Source organism: Mesorhizobium sp. M1B.F.Ca.ET.045.04.1.1 (genome assembly GCF_003952465.1).
Taxonomy (GTDB): Bacteria; Pseudomonadota; Alphaproteobacteria; order Rhizobiales; family Rhizobiaceae; genus Mesorhizobium; species Mesorhizobium shonense.
This window is the reverse complement of sequence record NZ_CP034448.1, coordinates 6,356,936-6,375,267: the sequence shown is the minus strand read 5'-3', so window position 1 is coordinate 6,375,267 and position 18,332 is coordinate 6,356,936. Positions and strand designations below refer to the sequence as shown.

Sequence of the window (18,332 nt, the reverse complement as noted above, 5' to 3'; positions counted from 1 at the left end):
GGATCACGGCATGCACCAAAACAAAGATCGGTGCATGCCGCCCAAAAGTGCATAGCGGTTTTGGGATCACGGCATGCACCAAAACAAAGATCGGTGCATGCCGCCCAAAAGTGCATAGCGGTTTTGGGATCACGACATGCACCAAAACAAAGACTGGTGCCCGGGGAGGGCGACCGCCTGATGAGGAAGCCGCGCGCGACCGCTGCGACAAGCGGGCCGGACGGACTGGCGCCAGCCGGCGATGTCGCGGCGATTGTCGCCGGAACGCATGGCGATCCCTTTGCCGTCCTGGGCCTGCATGAAGCCGGCAAAGGCTTCGTCGCCCGCTGCTTCGTGCCCAATGCCGAATTCGTCACCGCCTATACGCTGACCGGCAGGGAGGTCGGAGACCTCATCCGCAGCGATGATGCCGGCTTCTTCGAAGGCAGGCTCTCGATCCGCAAGCGCCAGCCGCTGCGCTATCACGCCAGAAATGCCGGCGGCGATTGGTGGCTGACCGATCCCTATTCCTTCGGCCCGGTGCTGGGGCCGATGGACGACTACTACATGGCCGAGGGCTCGCATCTAAGGCTCTTCGACAAGCTCGGCGCCCATATCATCGAGCATGAGGGCGCGACCGGCGTGCATTTCGCCGTCTGGGCGCCCAATGCCCGGCGCGTCTCGGTGGTTGGCGCCTTCAACGAATGGGACGGCCGCCGGCACACCATGCGCGACCGCAAGGATACCGGCATCTGGGAGCTGTTCATTCCCGACCTCGGCCCCGGCCAGCCCTACAAGTTCGAGATCATCGGCCCCGACGGTGTGCGGCTGCCGCTCAAGGCCGACCCCTTCGCCTTTGAATCCGAGCTGCGCCCGGCGACCGCTTCGGTGACGGCGCCGCCGATGGCGCATCAATGGGGCGACGAGGCGCATCGCGGCTTCTGGCAGAAGGCCGACCCCAGGCGCGAGGCGATCTCGATCTACGAGGTCCATGCCGGCTCGTGGCAGCGCCGCGACGACGGCACGTTCCTCACCTGGGACGAGCTCGCCGCGCGGCTCATTCCTTATGTGGTCGACACCGGCTTCACCCATATCGAGTTCCTGCCGATCTCCGAGCATCCTTACGACCCGTCCTGGGGCTACCAGACGACCGGCCTCTATGCGCCGACCGCCCGCTTCGGCGATCCTGACGGCTTCGCCCGCTTCGTCGATGGCGCCCATCGCGCCGGCGTCGGCGTCATCCTCGACTGGGTGCCGGCGCATTTTCCGGTCGACGAGCATGGGCTGGTGCAATTCGACGGCACCGCGCTCTACGAGCATGCCGATCCGCGCCAGGGCTTCCATCCCGACTGGAACACCGCGATCTACAATTTCGGCCGCCGCGAGGTGGTGTCGTTCCTCGTCAACAATGCGCTGTTCTGGGCCGAAAAATACCATGTCGACGGTCTGCGCGTCGATGCGGTCGCTTCGATGCTCTACCTCGACTATTCGCGCAAGGCGGGCGAATGGATCCCCAACGAGAAAGGCGGACGCGAGAACCTGCAGGCCGTCAGCTTCCTGCAGAAGATGAACAAGGAGCTCTACGGTCACCATCCCGGCGTGATGACGATCGCGGAAGAATCGACCTCATGGCCGAAAGTCTCGCGGCCGGTGCATGAAGGCGGGCTCGGCTTCGGCTTCAAGTGGAACATGGGCTTCATGCACGACACGCTGGAGTATTTCTCCAAGGAGCCGATCTATCGCAAGCACCACCACAACGACATCACCTTCGGCCTGGTCTACGCCTTCTCCGAGAATTTCGTGTTGCCCCTCTCCCATGACGAGGTCGTGCACGGCAAGGGCACGCTGCTTCACAAGATGGCCGGCGACGACTGGCAGAAGTTCGCGACGCTGCGCGCCTATTACGCCTTCATGTGGGGATATCCCGGCAAGAAGCTTCTGTTCATGGGGCAGGAATTCGCCCAGCGCCGCGAGTGGAGCGAGGAACGCGCGCTCGACTGGAACCTGCTGGACTTCCCACCGCATCGCGGCGTCTGGCAGGTGGTGCGGGACCTGAACTACCTCTACCGGTCGCGCCCGGCGCTGCATGCCCGCGACTGCGAGCCGGAAGGCTTCTCCTGGCTGATCGTCGACGATCGCGACAACTCGGTCTTTGCCTGGCTGCGCAGCGCGCCGGACGGCAATCCGATCGCCGTCATCTCCAATTTCACGCCGGTGCCGCGCGAGAACTATCGCGTGCCGCTGCCGAAGGCGGGCGAGTGGCGCGAGATCATCAACACTGACGCCGCCGATTATGGCGGCTCCGGCATGGGCAATGGCGGCATGGTCGCAGCCAGCGAGGAAGGGGCGGCACGTCGGCGATGGTGTTGTTGCCGCCGCTGTCGACGATCATGCTGGAATTCGTCGCGGACTGAAGCAGATGATATCTCATCTTGCTGAAGCAAAGTTCCGGACAGCTTAGGAGGGAGGCAAACAATGGCAGAGATCAAGAGAACCCAGCCGCTGGCGCGCGATGCCATGGCCTATGTGCTGGCTGGCGGCCGCGGCAGCCGCCTCAAGGAGCTGACCGACCGGCGCGCCAAGCCCGCGGTCTATTTCGGCGGCAAGACGCGCATCATCGATTTTGCCCTGTCCAACGCGTTGAACTCCGGCATACGCCGTCTCGGCGTCGCCACCCAGTACAAGGCGCACTCGTTGATCCGCCACCTGCAGCGCGGCTGGAACTTCCTTCGGCCCGAACGAAACGAGAGCTTCGACATCCTTCCCGCGTCGCAGCGCGTGTCGGAAACGCAGTGGTATGAGGGCACGGCGGACGCGGTCTACCAGAACATCGACATCATCGAGGCCTACGGGCCCGAATATATGGTGATCCTGGCCGGCGACCACATCTACAAGATGGACTACGAGCTGATGCTGCGCCAGCACGTCGACGCCAATGCCGACGTGACCGTCGGCTGCCTCGAAGTGCCGCGCATGGAGGCGACCGGCTTCGGCGTCATGCATGTCGATGGCAAGGACAACATCATCGCCTTCGTCGAAAAGCCTGCGGATCCTCCCGGCATCCCCGACAAGCCGGAGTTTGCGCTGGCCTCGATGGGCATCTACGTCTTCAAGACGAAGTTCTTGATGGAGCAGCTGCGCCGAGACGCGGCCGAGCCTGGTTCCAGCCGCGACTTCGGCAAGGACATCATCCCTTACATCGTTGAGCATGGTAAGGCGATCGCGCACCGTTTCGCCAAATCCTGCGTACGCTCCTCGCATGAGGCCGAGCCCTACTGGCGCGATGTCGGTACGGTGGACGCCTATTGGGAAGCCAATATCGACCTCACCGACGTCACGCCAGAGCTCGATCTCTATGACCGCGACTGGCCGATCTGGACCTATGCCGAATTGAAGCCGCCGGCCAAGTTCGTGCATGACGAGGATGGTCGCCGCGGCGAGGCGATCTCCTCGCTGGTGTCGGGCGACTGCATCGTCTCCGGCGCATCGCTGCGCCGCAGCCTGATCTTCACCGGCGCGCGCATCAATTCCTATTCGAAGCTCGAGGAAGTGGTGATGCTGCCCGACGTCCAGGTCGGCCGCAACGCGCGCCTCAACCGCGTCGTCATCGACCACGGCGTCCATATCCCCGAAGGACTGGTGGTGGGCGAGGATCCGGCGCTCGACGCCAAGCGCTTCCGCGTTTCGGAAAAGGGCATCTGCCTGATCACCCAGGACATGATCAACAAGCTGTCGACCTGATCAGCAAGTTGTCGACCTGATAAGGTCGAGCAACAAGCTGTCAACCTGACAAGATTGATCAACAAGCTGTCACTTTAAGTTCGGAATGTAGAGCGCATGCAGGTTCTGTCGGTCACGCCCGAAATCTTCCCGCTGATCAAGACCGGCGGGCTTGCCGACGTAACCGGCGCGCTGCCGATCGGGCTCGCCGGCAAGGGCGTGGCGATGCGTACGCTTATTCCCGGCTATCCTGTGGTGATGGAGGCTTTCAAGAAAAAGAAGGCCGTCTACCAGTATCCGCTGCTGCAGGGCGGCAAGGCTTCCGTCCACGCCGTAAAGGTCGGCAGGCTCGATCTCTTCGTGCTCGACGCGCCGCATCTCTTCGACCGCCAGGGCGGGCCTTACGGTACTGCCTCCGGCTCCGACTGGCCGGACAACTGGCGGCGCTTCGCGGCGCTCAGCCAGGTCGGCGGCGACATCGCCGGCGGCGCGATCTCCGGCTATCAGCCCGACCTCGTGCATGCCCATGACTGGCAGTCGGCAATGACGCTCGCCTACATGCGCTACGGCAAGGCGGTCGGCGTGCCGTCGCTGATCACCGTGCACAACCTTGCCTTCCAGGGCCAGTTCGGCGCCGGCATCTTTGGCGAGCTCGGCCTGCCGGGCGTGGCGATGCAGCTCGACGGTGTCGAATATTATGGCGGCGTCGGTTTTCTCAAGGCCGGCCTGCAGGCCGCCTGGGCGATCACCACGGTGAGCCCGACCTATGCGCAGGAGATCCGTTCGCCGGAATTCGGCATGGGCCTCGACGGCCTGATCAACATGCGCGCCACCGACCTCCACGGCATCGTCAACGGCATCGACGTCGACATCTGGAACCCGGCGACGGACAAGCATCTGGTGGCCAACTATTCTGCCGAGACGCTGGAGGCGCGGGGCCTTAATCGCAAGGCCGTCGAGGATCGCTTCAATTTAGAGAATGACGACAGCCCGATCGTCTGCGTCGTCAGCCGGCTGACCTGGCAGAAGGGCATGGACATTTTGGCCTCGGTCGTCGACGGCATCGTTCAGCGCGGCGCGCGGCTGGCGATCCTCGGCTCCGGCGATGCCGGCCTCGAAGGCTCGCTGCTTGCCGCCGCCGCGCGGCACCGCGGCCGCGTCGGCGTCGTCATCGGCTATGACGAAGCGCTTTCCCACATCATGCAGGGCGGCTGCGACGCCATCGTCATCCCTTCGCGCTTCGAGCCCTGCGGCCTGACCCAGCTCTACGGCCTGCGCTATGGCTGCGTGCCGGTCGTCGCTCGCACCGGTGGCCTCGCCGACACCATCATCGACGCCAACGAGGCGGCCCTTTCGGCGAGCGTCGCCACCGGCTTCCAGTTTGCGCCGAACAATGGCGGCGCGCTGCTGCATGCCATTCGCCGGCTGGTCGAGGCGCATGCCAGGCCAGCGACCTGGGCCTCGATCCAGCGCCAGGGCATGAAGGCCGATGTCTCCTGGGACAAGAGCGCCGAGAAATACGTCGAACTCTATCGCTTGCTGCTTTCGAAAAGGGCTGCCTGAGGCATGATCAAGACCGTCCCCACCAAATCCTATACCGACCAGAAGCCCGGCACGTCCGGCCTGCGCAAGAAAGTGCCCGTCTTCCAGCAGGAGCACTATGCGGAAAATTTCATCCAGTCGATCTTCGACGCGCTGGAAGGTTTTGAAGGCAAGACGCTGGTGATCGGCGGCGACGGCCGCTTCTACAACCGCGAAGTCATCCAGAAGGCCATCGCCATGGCCGCCGCCAACGGCTTCGGCAAGGTGATGGTAGGCCAAGGTGGCATTCTGTCGACGCCGGCCGCCTCCAACATCATCCGCAAATACAAGACTTTTGGCGGCATCATCCTGTCGGCCAGCCACAATCCGGGCGGCCCGCACGAGGATTTCGGCATCAAGTACAATGCCGGCAATGGCGGCCCGGCGCCGGAGAAGATCACCGACGCGATCTTCGAGAAGACCAAGACGATATCGAGCTTCAAGATCGCCGACATCGGCCAGATCAACATTGACAAGATCGCCACCGTCAAGGCCGGCGGCATGACGGTGGAGATCATCGATCCGGTCAAGGACTATGCCGAGCTGATGGAAAGCCTGTTCGACTTCGACGCCATCCGCGCCAACTTCAAATATGGCTTCCGCATGCGCTTTGACGCCATGCATGCGGTGACCGGCCCCTATGCCAAGGAAATCCTCGAGCGCCGGCTCGGCGCGCCGAACGGCACCTGCCGCAACTTCAAGCCGCTGCCCGATTTCGGCGGCCATCATCCCGATCCGAACCTGGTGCATGCAAAACATCTCTATGACGAGATGATGGGGCCGGACGCGCCGGATTTCGGCGCGGCCTCAGACGGCGACGGCGACCGCAACCTGATCATCGGCAAAGGCATCTTCGTCACGCCGTCGGATTCGGTGGCGATGCTTGCCGCCAACGCCCATCTGGCGCCTGGCTACAAGGAAGGCCTGAAAGGCATCGCCCGCTCGATGCCGACCAGTGGCGCTGCCGACCGCGTCGCCGAAAAGCTCGGTATCGGCATCTACGAGACGCCGACCGGCTGGAAATTCTTCGGCAACCTGCTCGACGCCGGCATGGCGACGATCTGCGGCGAGGAAAGCGCCGGCACCGGCTCCAACCACGTGCGCGAGAAGGACGGGCTGTGGGCCGTGCTTCTGTGGCTCAACATCCTCGCCGTGCGCGGCGAGAGCTGCAAGGACATCGTCACCAAGCACTGGCAAACCTACGGCCGCAACTACTATTCGCGCCACGACTACGAGGAGGTCGAGACCGACCGCGCCAACGCGCTGGTCGACGAGTTGCGCGCCAAGCTCGGATCGCTGCCCGGCACCACCCTGCGCGGCCTGAAGATCGCCAACGCCGACGATTTTGCTTATCACGACCCGGTCGATGGTTCGGTGAGCAAGAACCAGGGCATCCGGATCCTGTTCGAGGGCGGTTCGCGCGTCGTCTTCCGCCTCTCCGGTACCGGCACGTCCGGCGCCACGCTGCGCGTCTATATTGAGCGCTACGAGCCGGACAAGGCGAGGCACGATCTAGACACACAGGAAGCGCTCGCCGACCTGATCGCCGCCGCCGACGACATCGCAGGCATCAAGAGCCACACCGGCCGCAACAAGCCGAGCGTGATTACTTGAGGGTGCGCCAGGGGCTCCGCTTCTTCCACTTGTGGGAGAGGGTGGCCGAGCGAAGTTCGGTCAGATAAGGGTGCTCCAGCTTGGCACAGACCTGCGCAATTTAATAGCAACCGCTACCCGATGCACTTCGAAGGACGCGCTATCATTGACAACGTCAATTTGCCCGAATATCAAGTAAATTAGCTAGATATCAAGGCAATTGACCAGATATGGAGGCGGGCTCTTGGCTCGTTCGGAACGGGAAAGCGCGATACGAAGGCCACTTACTGCCATGCTCGGCGTCGACTCGAACCTTAGGGTTCTCCGCACGCTGGTGGAGCATGGTGGCCTGCTTGCGGCCTCGGAGATCGTTCGCAGGAGCCGGCTATCTCGGGAAAGCGTACGGCTCGGACTTGTCGCGCTCGAAACCCTGGGGATTGTAGTCGCATCGGGATCGGGGCATTCGAGGCTGTACCGCTTTGATGACAGCCACTATCTCGCCCCTAGGTTGGCCGCCCTCTTCAAAGCCGAGAGCAACCGTTTTACGGCGATCCTGGACGCTGTGCGCCAAAGTGCGGCGCAAAGACCCGTCTTCAGCCTTTTCGTCTATGGCAGCGCGGCGCGCGGGGATGACGGTCCAGACAGCGACCTCGACATCGGCCTCATTGCCCGAGCGGATGATCTTGCCGAAGCGGTGGAAGGCCTCCGGCAAGCGCTCAGGGATCCGGCGGAGAGGCTGGTCTTCCTCCCCAACGTCGTCGGCCTCGACTTCGATGATGTCCGACGCCTCGCGAGGGACAAGGATCCGTGGTGGGAAAACATCAAGCAGGACGCGATCGTCCTTGCTGGAAGCCGCCCCGAAGACGCAGTGTCGTTGCAAGAGGCGTTGCATGGCTAGGGTCAGATCCACCAAAAAGAAAGACGCCGCTTATGTCACTAGCAGACTCCTGATCGCCCGCGGGTTCCTTAAAGATGCACGAAACAGCAACCTCGTTGCTGATCCAGGTGACATCGGAAACCCTTCCATGTCGACGGTTATCAACTGTGCGATAGCCTATTCCGATGCCTTGACGGCCAAGCTCCGCGGCGAAATCAACCAGGACGACCACCAGGCCGTCGTCAAGCTCTTGCGGGCGGCTCTGGGCAAGGCCCTCCCTGCCAAGCAGGAGACGAGTCTGCGTGCACTTCTGGAGCAGAAGGACGAGGTCCAATACGGATCAAGGGCCAAGACTCGAAATGATGCCGAAAAGGCATTGGAGCGCCTAGAAGAGTTCGCCGCATGGGCCGAGCAACAACTCGCTCTTTGAGATGGACCGGTAATGCTGTTTTCTGTCGTCCTCGCATTGTGTTGGCGGCGGTTGCTACCAAATTGCGCAGACCTGCGTTCAACTCGCTAATGCCTCGTTCCTTCCAAAACCCCTCATCTGTCTCGGCGCTGCACGCCAATCCGGCTTTTCCGGCAAGGGGAGAAGGGAGGGGTGGGAGGTGCCCGTGAGCCAGCTCGGCGCCATAGTCACCAGCGAAGGCATTCGCTTTGCGGTGTGGTCATCGTCGGCGAGACGCTCGTGGGTCTCTATCTTCGATGACACCGGCGCGTGCGAGGTCGAACGGCTGGAGCTGCGGCCGGAAGGCGAGGGTGTATTTGCGCTGTTTGCCCCCGGCCTTGCCGCTGGCACACGCTATGGTTTTCGCGCCGATGGCGACTACGCGCCTGAACGCGGCCTCTGGTTCGACCCGGGTAAGCTTCTCACCGACCCCTACGCCGCCGAAATCGACCGGCCATACCAATATCACTGGCGACTTGCAGCCAAACGCAACGAAGGTGCCGATACCGCTCCCTTGATGCCAAAGGCGATAGCGTGTCCGCTGCCCAAGCCGCTGCCTTCGAAGCCACCGCTGTTCCAGCCCGGCGGCCTGATCTACGAACTCAATGTCCGCTCCTTCACCAAGCTGCATCCAGATGTACCCGAAGCGCAGCGCGGCACCGTCGCGGCGCTCGCCCATCCGGCCGTCATCGAGCATCTGAAGCGCCTCGGCGTCTCGGCCGTCGAGCTGATGCCGATCACTGCGTCGATCGACGAGCGCCATTTGCCGCCGCTGGGACTGAAGAACGCCTGGGGTTACAACCCCGTCACCTTCATGGCGCTCAACCCGCGCCTGGCTCCCGGCGGCCTGAGCGAATTGCGCGACACCGTCGCGGCGTTGCGCGAGGCAGGCATCGGCACCATCCTCGACCTCGTCTTCAATCACTCAGGCGAAAGCGACAGGCTGGGGCCGACGCTGTCGTTGCGCGGCCTCGACGCGCAGGCCTATTACCGCCACTTGCCGGATGGCCGTCTGGCCAACGACACCGGCACGGGTAACACGGTCGCCTGCGATCATCCGGTCGTGCGGGAAATGGTGCTCGACACGCTCCGCCATTTCGCCCGCTTCGCTGGCGTCGACGGTTTCCGCTTCGATCTGGCGCCGGTGCTCGGCCGCGTCGACGGCGCGTTCGAGCCCGACGCACCGCTGCTCCAGGTCATCGCCCGCGATCCCGTGCTCTCCGACCGCGTGCTGATCGCCGAGCCATGGGATATCGGTCCGAATGGCTATCAGCTCGGCAATTTTCGGCCGCCTTATCTCGAATGGAACGACCGCTACCGTGACGATGTCAGGCGCTTCTGGCGCGGGGATGCCGGCGTGGTGGGCGCACTCGCAACACGGCTTGCCGGTTCCTCCGATGTGTTCGGCAGGGCCGGACAGCCGGTGAGCCGCGCGGTCAACTTCATTGCCGCGCATGACGGCATGACGCTGGCTGATCTCGTCGCGTACGAGCGCAAGCACAACACGGCCAATGGCGAGCAAAATCGCGACGGCCACAATGACAATCTGTCGTGGAACAATGGCATCGAGGGCGAGACGGATGACGCGGCGATCACCAAGGCTCGCTTCGACGATCAATGCGCGCTGCTTGCGACGCTGTTTGCCTCGCGCGGCACGATCATGGTGACCGCCGGCGATGAGTTCGGCCGCGCGCAAAAGGGTAACAACAACGCTTATGCACAGGACAACGCCATCACCTGGCTCGACTGGGCCCGCCGCGACGAGGCGCTGGAGCAATACGTCTCATCGCTCTCGGCACTGCGCCGTGCCTACCCGATCTTGTCAGACACCCATTTTCTGACCGGCGAGCCTGCCGCCGAATCGGAAATCCCCGATGTCCTCTGGCTGACCGAGACCGGCGCGCCGCTTGGCGACGCCGACTGGAACGATCCCCGGCGACATCGCCTCGTCATGCTGCTCGGCGACAGCAGGGGCGGTCGCCTTGCCGTCATGGTCAATGGCGACCGTCGCCAATGCGTCTTCACCTTGCCGGCGCGGGAAGGCTTCGTGTGGCTCTCGGCTATAGAGACGCAAGCGGTCGACCTTATGCAGCCGCTGCCTGGCCGCAGCGTGAATCTCATGATCGAGCGGCGCGCGACCGCGCCGGAAAGGGTTCGTGATGGCTGACGGCAATTCGGAATGGTGGCGCGGCTGCGTGATCTACCAGATCTATCCGCGCTCCTTCCAGGACACCACCGGCGACGGCAGCGGCGATCTCAAGGGCATCACCGCGCGTCTCGCCCATGTCGCTTCGCTCGGCGTCAATGCCGTCTGGCTCTCGCCCTTCTTCAAATCGCCGATGGCCGACATGGGCTATGACGTGTCGGACTACCGGGACGTCGATCCGATGTTTGGCACGTTGGAGGATTTCGACGCGCTGGTCGCCGAGGCGCACAGGCTCGGCCTGAAGCTCATCATCGACCAGGTGATCTCGCATTCGTCCGACAAGCACGAATGGTTCGTCGAAAGCCGCACCAGCCGCGACAATGCCAAGGCCGACTGGTATGTCTGGGCAGACGCCAAGCCGGACGGTAGCGCGCCCAACAATTGGCAATCGCTGTTCGGGGGCCCCGCCTGGGAGTGGGACGCCACCCGCCGGCAGTACTACATGCACAATTTCCTGGCCGCGCAGCCGGACCTAAATTTCCATGCTCCGGAAGTGCGGGACGCGGTCCTCGACACCGTGCGCTTCTGGCTGGAGCGCGGCGTCGACGGCTTCCGGCTGGACACGGTCAACTACTATGTCCACGACCGCTGGCTGCGCGACAATCCGCCGCTGGCTTCAAGCGTCGCCGGCACCAATGGCGCCACCACCACCTACGCCTTCCAGGAGCATCTCTTCGACAAGACGCGGCCTGAGAATCTCGACTTCCTGAAGCGTTTCCGCGCGCTGCTCGACGAGTACCCGGACCGTGCCGCGGTCGGCGAGGTGGGCGACGAGGAGCGCTCGCTGCAGACGCTCGCGGCCTACACGTCCGGCGGCGACAAGCTGCAGATGTGCTACACCTTCGACCTGCTCGGACCGCAATTCTCGGCCGCCCATGTGCGCGGCTGCGTCGAGGCTTTCGAGAATGCCGTTGCCGACGGCTGGGTCTGCTGGGCCTTCTCCAACCACGATGTCACGCGCCATGTCAGCCGCTGGACGCGGCCAGGCGAGAATCCGGACACGGTGGCGAAATTCTCGATCGCGCTGCTTTGCTCTCTGCGCGGCTCGATCTGCCTCTACCAGGGCGAGGAACTTGGGCTCGAGGAAGCCGAACTCGCCTATGAGGATCTGCGCGATCCGCTGGGCATCCGCTTCTGGCCGGGCGTGAAGGGCAGGGACGGCTGCCGCACGCCGATGGTCTGGGAAGCAAGCGCCGAAAATGGCGGCTTCTCTACCGCCAAGCCCTGGCTTCCGGTGCCGCAGGCGCATCGTGGCCGGGCGGTTGACGTGCAGAACGGCGAGGATGGTTCGGTGCTTGCCGCCTATCGCTCGATCCTGGCCCTGCGAAAGCGCCACCCGGCGTTGATCGCCGGCTCGATCCGTTTTCTCGAGGCAGAGGGCGATGTGCTGGCTTTCATCCGCCAGCGCGACGGCGAGAAATTGTTATGCGTCTTCAACTTCGCCGGTGAGCCGGCGAGCTGGACGCTGCCGGCGGAGATCAGGGATGTCGAGATAGCGGCTCTTGCTGTTGACGTCGCCGGCGTTCTTGGCGGTGTTCTCGAAGAGATTGCGCTGGCACTGCCGCCTGTGGGTTGCTTCGTCGGGAGAATTGGCTGACGGTCTGCTATTGGACGAGAACCGAGCGTCCGCAGGTCGCGCCGGTGACCCGCACATCGGCCTCGCCGACATGCACGCCAAGTGTGGCAAGCACGTTGTAGACGAGGTCGTCGACCGGCGCGGTCACGCCGTTGAGCAGTGTCGTCACCGCCGGCTTCACCGTGCCGAGCAAGGCGGTCACGTCGAGACCGAGGCCGAGCGCGTTGACTGTCAGCGACAGGTTGTTCACCAGCGAGGTGCTGAGCGACTGCGTCAGGTTCTTCGTCGACACCGTCTTGGTTGCCTTGCTGGCGATATCGGTGGCGCTGAAGGTGAGGTTGGTCGGCGCCGTGTTTGTAACCGAAAAGGCCGACGATCCTTTGATCTGCAACAGGTTGAGGTTGATCAGGAGCAGCTTGATGCTGACATCGGCGATCTCGGCGTCGCTGAAGGATTGCGGCTTGGTGAAATCCGCGAAGCCGCTGGCGTTGCTGTTGGCAAGATGCGCGGCGACGACGCCGGGTTGTGCGGCGATGGTAACCTTGATGCTGGACGGGCCGGTCGGGCAGCTGATGTCGGTCAGCTTGGCTTCGGCATAGGCGACCTCGACATTGAGCGGCAGGTTGACGGCAAGCAGATTGATGCCGCCGCCGAGATTGGGAGTGCCGACGGTGACGCTGGCATTGAGCTTGATGCGCGTCTGCGCGGTGCGAACCACCGTGCCCAATTCTCCCACGGCCAGCCAGGGCGAAGCTTGCGGCGGCTCGCCGATGGCGATTGAAAGCGTCGTCGATGTCAGCCCCGGTATGGTGGCGCCGAGATCGACCGCGACCTGGTTCGTGCCGTTGGCAAGGGCGGCCGCCGCGGTCAGCATGCTCATGGCGCTGGCGCCGACCGAAAGCCCGGCGGGCTTCTGTCCGAGGCCGAGTTTGCCGACCGAGCCGAGGTCGATGAACTGGCTGAGCGGGATCTTGACCGAGTTGGTGGCGCTCGAGGCCATGGTCTGCAGCGCGAGCTTGGCGGTGTGGTCAAGCCCGGGCACGTTGGCCATCGCGGTGGCGATCTGGCCGACCGTTGCCTTCGAGGCCAGCACGTCCGAATAGGTCACGCCGGTCAGATGCAGTTGCGTCGCCAACGCATCTGTGAAGGAGAGCACGTCGACATCGGCCGCGATCAGCGAATTATAGTCCATCACGCTGAGCGAGATATTGCCGCCGAGAAGTCCGCCGAGCAGCGCGTTGAGAATGCCGCCATTGACACTGGCAAGGCGCGACCCGACCGAGAACGCCGCTTCGGGCTGGGCGCTGGCGGTGGCCGTCGTGCCGATCACCGGCGGCGCCATCACCGAGGCGGCTAAATAGAGCGTTCCCTGCTTCTTCAGCGACACCTGGACAGCGTTGTGGGGCAGCTTGCCTGCCTCGAAACGGCTGCCTGCCGCGATCGAACTGACCCCGGAATAGCGCCCGGGCACGACCTGCACGACGGCTTTGCTGGCGGTTGGCGCAACGGTCGTGCCTTCTTGCTGCACGGCGACCGATGTGATTCCGTTGTCCTTCAGCGTCGTCAGCACCGCTTGCTCGGCATTGTTGATGTGGCCGGCGGCGGTGATCGCGGCGAGGTCGACGATCGACTGCGCGGCGCGGCGTTCGTTGTAAAGCGAGCCCTCGTCGACCGCGAACGCGGTCAACGCCAGCGCCACCGGCGTGCAGAGCGCGGTCATGACCGCGAAATTGGCGCGCCGGTCGGCAATCAGCCGTCGGGTCGCGCCCATCAGTCCCCCCGCGGAATTGCGCATCATATGCCTCCGACCCGGATCGTCGACTGACGCTGGATCGTGGTGCCCGGCAACGGCAGCGTCCGGAACAGGCTCCAGATCGGCAGGTTGCGCGCATCATAGCTGACCGAGACGACGAACTGGCTGCCGTCGACGGCACTGTCCTTGGCGTCGACCGTCAGCTTCTTCGGGTCGACAAAGGCATAGCCCGAGACGTCGTGGGTGATGAAATCGGTGACCAGCGCCTGGCGCTCGGTCTGGTTGAGGCCGGCAATCGCCGTTCGGGCCGCGTCGGCTGCGATCTGCTGGACCGAATGGCTGGCGCCGAAATAGATTCCGTATGCAACCATTCCGAGCAGAAGCAGGATGAAGATCGGCGCCAGCATGGCAAATTCGACCGCTGACGTGCCTGCGGCGTCAGCCCGGAAACGAGACCACGGAACAAGCAAATTTCGGTTCTTCAGCATGGCGCGGAGAATGCCAATGGCCGCCTGCAAAAACAGAAAACGGCGGGAACAACCGAAGGCTGCACCAAGTTGAACGGCATGCTTAAGCTTTAGATTTCGCTGTTTTAGCGGGGTCCCGCTCACTCAACGTCAAGCAGCGGGCAGTTGAAATGAGATGATCCTCTGTCTAGTCTCCCGCCACCAGCCGCCGGAAGGGACCGGCGGCGCGCTCAAAAGGAACCCGTTGGACGGTTCCGGGGCGTCAACACTCAAGGCGTGGTTGAGGGGCCGCGTCCAAAGGGAGAGACTTCATGCTGAAAAATCTGCTGAAGGCGACTGTGTTCGCCACCACCATGGCCTTGGCCGCCGGCACCTTCTACACGCCGGCCTTCGCCGAGACCGTCTACAACCGCGGAGCCGCCGCTGAGGCGGAGACGGTCGATCCGCACAAGACGTCGACGGTCTACGAAGCCGATATTATACGCGACCTGTTCCAGGGCCTCGTCATGCATGACCAGAAGACGAATCTCATTCCGGGCGCCGCCGAAAGCTGGACGGTGTCCGACGACGGCACAATCTACACCTTCAAGCTGCGCAAGGACGGCCTCTGGTCGGATGGCAGCCCGGTGACGGCGGACGACTTCGTCTATTCGTTCCATCGGCTGGAAGATCCGGCGACCGCCGCCGAATACGCTTCCATGCTCTATCCGGTGAAGGGCGCTGAGGACTTCAACACCAAGAAAGGCAAGGCCGAGGATATGGGCGTGAAGGCGGTCGACGCCAACACGCTGGAAGTCACGCTGAAGGCTCCGACGCCCTACTTCCTGGAGATGCTGACCCACCAGGCGACCTATCCGGTCAACAAGGCTTCCATTGACAAGCTCGGCGCCGACTGGATCAAGCCGGGCAAGCTGGTCTCCAACGGCGCCTATACGCTGGCGGAGTGGGTTCCCAACGACCATATGAAATTGGTCAAGAACCCGAAGTTCTGGGATGCCGCGAGCGTCAAGCTCGACGTGGTCAACTACATCCCGACCGAGGATCGCTCGTCGGCGATGAAGCGCTTCGAGGCCGGCGAACTCGACAGTTATGGTGACCTGCCGACCGAACAGCTCGCCGATCTCAAAACCAAATTCGGTGACCAGGTCCGTGTCGGGCCATATCTCGGTACCTATTATTATGCGGTCAAGACCGACAAGGCGCCTTGGGACAATGTCGAGCTGCGCAACGCCATCTCGATGGCGATCGATCGCGACTTCCTCGCCGAGAAGGTCTGGCAGAACTCGATGCTGCCCGGCTATTCGATGGTGCCTCCGGGCATCGAGGGCTACACGCCGGCTCTGGCCAAATACGCCGACATGTCGCAGATCGACCGCGAGGACGCGGCCAAGAAGATCCTGGAAAAGCTAGGCTATACGCCTGAGCATCCTCTGAAGATGGAAATCCGCTACAACACCTCGGAGAACCATAAGAACACGGCGGTCGCCATCCAGGAACAGCTGAAGCCGCTCGGCATCGAGGTGACGCTGCTCAACACCGACACCAAGACCCACTATGGCTTCCTCGAGCAGAAGGGCAACTACGACGTCGCCCGCGCCGCCTGGATCGCCGACTACAAGGACCCGGAGACCTTCCTCGGCATCTCGCGCAAGGCGAGCGGCAACAACTACTCGAACTACGACAGCAAGGCCTACGAGGCGGCGATGGACAAGGCAGCCGCCGCCGGCGGCAAGCCTGAGGAGCGCATGAAGGACCTCGCCGAGGCCGAGCGCATCCTCGTCGACGATGTCGGCCAGATCCCGCTGCTCTACTACAGCTACCACGACATCGTTTCCTCGAAGCTGCATGGCTTCGAAGACAATGTGATGGACATTCATCCGTCCCGCTTCATCTCCAAGGACTGACAAGGAACCTTGGCCGTGCCGCCGCTCCCGTTTTGGGAGCGGCGGTCGCGGTCTGTCGTCGCGCCGGGCCGAAAGTCTGATTGGATTTTCGGCAATGCCGGTGCGAAGATCAGAGATGCCAGCGCGCCACGATCTCGTCTGGAGAGCCGTCGCCCTGGCTGAAGCGGGGCGCCGATGCTGCGTTATGTCTTCCGGCGGCTATTGACCGCCATCCCGACGCTATTCGTCATCGTGACGGTGGCGTTCTTCCTGATCCGCGTCGCGCCAGGCGGCCCGTTCAACCAGGAGCGGGGCTTGAGCCCCGAGATCAGGGCCAATCTCGAAGCCCAGTTCGGCCTCGACGATCCGCTCTGGCTGCAATATGTCCACTATCTCGGCAATCTTTTGCGCGGCAGTTTCGGCCCGAGCTACAACCTGCCGGATTTCACCGTCACCGAACTCTTCGCCAAGGGCCTGCCGATCTCGGTGCAGATCGGTACCTCGGCACTGGTGCTGGCGCTGCTGCTCGGCTCGATCCTCGGCACGATCGCTGCGCTCAACCAGAACAAAATAGCCGACTATTCGGTGATCGCTTTAGCCACCGCCGGCAGCACCATCCCCACCTTCGTCACCGCGCCGGTGATCCAGCTCGTCTTCGGGCTTTCCTGGAGGCTGTTGCCGATCGGCGGCTGGGGCGACGGCGCCTTAATCAACAAGGTTGGGCCGGTGCTGACGCTCGCCTTGCCGCAGATTGCCATCGTCGCCCGCCTGATGCGCGGTTCGATGATCGAAAGCCTGCGCTCGCACCATATCCGCACCGCCCGCGCGCTCGGCCTGTCGGACTGGTCGGTGGTGGTCAAGCACGCATTGCGCGGCGCCGTCCTGCCGATCGTCTCCTTCACCGGCCCGGCGGCGGCGGCGCTGCTCACCGGCTCGATCATTGTCGAGACCATCTTCTCCATTCCGGGCGTCGGCCGCTATTTCGTCGATGCAGCCCTCAACCGCGACTACACGCTGGTCATGGGAACCGTGGTGGTGATCGCGCTCTTCACCATCGTCTTCAATCTGATCGTCGATCTCCTCTACGCGGTGGTCGATCCGAGGGTGCGCTATGACTGACCTTGCCGTCGCCGTTCCGGAGCCGATCGTCGGCCGCTCGCTCTGGGGTAATGCCTGGGCACGGCTGAAGCATAACCGCGCCGCCATGTTCAGCCTCTATTACCTGGCGTTCATTGCCGTCATCAGCGTGTTCGGCCCGACGGCAGTGCCCCATGAATACACGACCATCTACGGCGACTATGTGCGCACGCCGCCGAGCTTCTCGGCCTACCCAAAGCCCGACATGATCCAAACCGCGCTGACCGACGCCATCAAGCGCATGCGCGTCGACATCAAGGAATGGCATCAGGACGGCAGCCGCGTGATCGTGACCGTCACCTCCAAAAAGCCGGTCGACGAGCGAAACATCCGCTATCTCGACCGCTCCGACGCCTTCGACGACACCAGGATCGAAAGCAAGTCGCCCGATGGGCTCGAAGTGACGATGAGCTCCGCCATCAAGCAGCAATATTTCTTCTTCGGCACCGACAACACGGGACGCGATCTCTTGTCTCGTACGCTGATGGCCGGGCGCATCTCGCTCGCCATCGGCCTGCTTGCCGGTGTCGTCGCCGGCGTCATCGGGGTGATCTACGGCGCGACGTCCGGCTTTGCCGGCGGCAAGGTCGACGAGGTGATGATGCGCATCGTCGACGTGCTTTATTCGCTGCCCTTCATCTTCTTCGTCATCATGCTGGTGGTGTTCTTCGGCCGCAACTTCGTGCTGATGTTTTTGGCCGTCGGCGCGGTGCTGTGGCTCGACATGGCGCGCATCGTGCGAGGCCAGGCGCTGTCGATCCGGCGCCAGGAATATGTCCAGGCCGCCGAGGCGATGGGCGTCGGCCAGCGCGGCATCCTCGTGCGCCACGTCATTCCCAATTTGCTCGGCCCGGTCGTCATCTACATGACGCTGCTGGTACCGCAGGTGATCATTCTTGAGAGTTTCCTGTCCTTCCTCGGCCTTGGTGTGCAGGAGCCGATGACCAGCTGGGGCGTGCTGATCTCGGTCGGCGCCAAGAACATCGGCTATGCCAACTGGCTGCTTTTGTTCCCGGCCTTCTTCCTCGTCTCGACACTGTTCGCGCTGAACTTCGTCGGCGACGGCCTGCGCGACGCGCTCGACCCAAAAGATCGGTAAAGATGGGGATCGC

Annotated in this window: 12 protein-coding genes and 1 pseudogene; 11 read left to right on the top strand and 2 right to left on the bottom strand. The window is 63.3% G+C overall.

Annotated features, from left to right (window positions below; all coding sequences use genetic code 11):
* Window positions 1–180: 180 nt before the first annotated feature.
* The 8 genes and pseudogenes from glgB to EJ071_RS31775 all read left to right on the top strand — a co-directional run bounded on the left by glgB (window position 181) and on the right by EJ071_RS31775 (window position 12,001).
* Window positions 181–2,393: pseudogene (gene glgB / locus EJ071_RS31810) on the top strand (1,4-alpha-glucan branching protein GlgB).
* A gap of 61 nt (window positions 2,394–2,454) precedes the next feature.
* Window positions 2,455–3,720 carry a glucose-1-phosphate adenylyltransferase gene (glgC, locus tag EJ071_RS31805; protein ID WP_126101386.1) on the top strand — a complete coding sequence of 422 codons (1,266 nt, stop codon included), beginning with the start codon at window positions 2,455–2,457 and terminating at the stop codon, window positions 3,718–3,720.
* Between the two features lie 96 nt (window positions 3,721–3,816).
* Complete coding sequence (gene glgA / locus EJ071_RS31800; protein WP_126101385.1) at window positions 3,817–5,262, top strand: glycogen synthase GlgA; 1,446 nt, start codon at window positions 3,817–3,819, stop codon at window positions 5,260–5,262.
* 3 nt (window positions 5,263–5,265) lie between these two features.
* The gene (locus tag EJ071_RS31795) at window positions 5,266–6,894 is read left to right on the top strand and encodes an alpha-D-glucose phosphate-specific phosphoglucomutase (RefSeq protein WP_126101384.1); all 1,629 of its coding nucleotides are present in this window, start codon (window positions 5,266–5,268) and stop codon (window positions 6,892–6,894) included.
* A 271-nt stretch (window positions 6,895–7,165) separates the two neighbouring features.
* Window positions 7,166–7,771 (top strand): nucleotidyltransferase domain-containing protein, encoded by a 606-nt coding sequence (locus EJ071_RS31790; protein WP_245460050.1) that lies wholly within the window; start codon window positions 7,166–7,168, stop codon window positions 7,769–7,771.
* Between the two features lie 127 nt (window positions 7,772–7,898).
* On the top strand, window positions 7,899–8,180 hold the full coding sequence (locus EJ071_RS31785; protein WP_245460049.1) for a hypothetical protein: 282 nt from the start codon (window positions 7,899–7,901) through the stop codon (window positions 8,178–8,180).
* A 184-nt stretch (window positions 8,181–8,364) separates the two neighbouring features.
* Window positions 8,365–10,365, top strand: a complete 2,001-nt coding sequence (glgX, locus tag EJ071_RS31780; RefSeq protein ID WP_126101381.1) for a glycogen debranching protein GlgX — start codon at window positions 8,365–8,367, stop codon at window positions 10,363–10,365.
* Window positions 10,358–12,001 (top strand): alpha-glucosidase family protein, encoded by a 1,644-nt coding sequence (locus EJ071_RS31775; protein WP_126101380.1) that lies wholly within the window; start codon window positions 10,358–10,360, stop codon window positions 11,999–12,001. Before glgX ends, EJ071_RS31775 begins: the two co-directional genes overlap by 8 nt.
* A gap of 7 nt (window positions 12,002–12,008) precedes the next feature.
* Here EJ071_RS31775 and EJ071_RS31770 read toward each other — a convergent pair whose 3' ends face one another.
* Both EJ071_RS31770 and EJ071_RS31765 read right to left on the bottom strand, forming a co-directional pair.
* The gene (locus EJ071_RS31770; RefSeq protein ID WP_126101379.1) at window positions 12,009–13,778 is read right to left on the bottom strand and encodes a pilus assembly protein TadG-related protein; all 1,770 of its coding nucleotides are present in this window, start codon (window positions 13,776–13,778) and stop codon (window positions 12,009–12,011) included.
* Window positions 13,775–14,140, bottom strand: coding sequence for a TadE/TadG family type IV pilus assembly protein (locus EJ071_RS31765; protein ID WP_245460048.1), 366 nt, complete (start codon window positions 14,138–14,140; stop codon window positions 13,775–13,777). The genes EJ071_RS31770 and EJ071_RS31765 overlap by 4 nt, the downstream gene beginning before the upstream one ends.
* A 371-nt stretch (window positions 14,141–14,511) precedes the next feature.
* On the opposite strand from EJ071_RS31765, the gene EJ071_RS31760 reads away from it, so the two are divergent.
* The 3 genes from EJ071_RS31760 (at window position 14,512) to EJ071_RS31750 (ending at window position 18,319) form a co-directional block, all read left to right on the top strand.
* Window positions 14,512–16,104: a peptide ABC transporter substrate-binding protein gene (locus tag EJ071_RS31760; RefSeq protein ID WP_126101377.1), complete on the top strand. Its 1,593-nt coding sequence runs from the start codon at window positions 14,512–14,514 to the stop codon at window positions 16,102–16,104.
* A 174-nt stretch (window positions 16,105–16,278) separates the two neighbouring features.
* Window positions 16,279–17,202, top strand: coding sequence for an ABC transporter permease subunit (locus EJ071_RS31755; protein WP_126101376.1), 924 nt, complete (start codon window positions 16,279–16,281; stop codon window positions 17,200–17,202).
* On the top strand, window positions 17,195–18,319 hold the full coding sequence (locus EJ071_RS31750; RefSeq protein ID WP_126101375.1) for an ABC transporter permease subunit: 1,125 nt from the start codon (window positions 17,195–17,197) through the stop codon (window positions 18,317–18,319). Before EJ071_RS31755 ends, EJ071_RS31750 begins: the two co-directional genes overlap by 8 nt.
* Window positions 18,320–18,332: the final 13 nt, after the last annotated feature.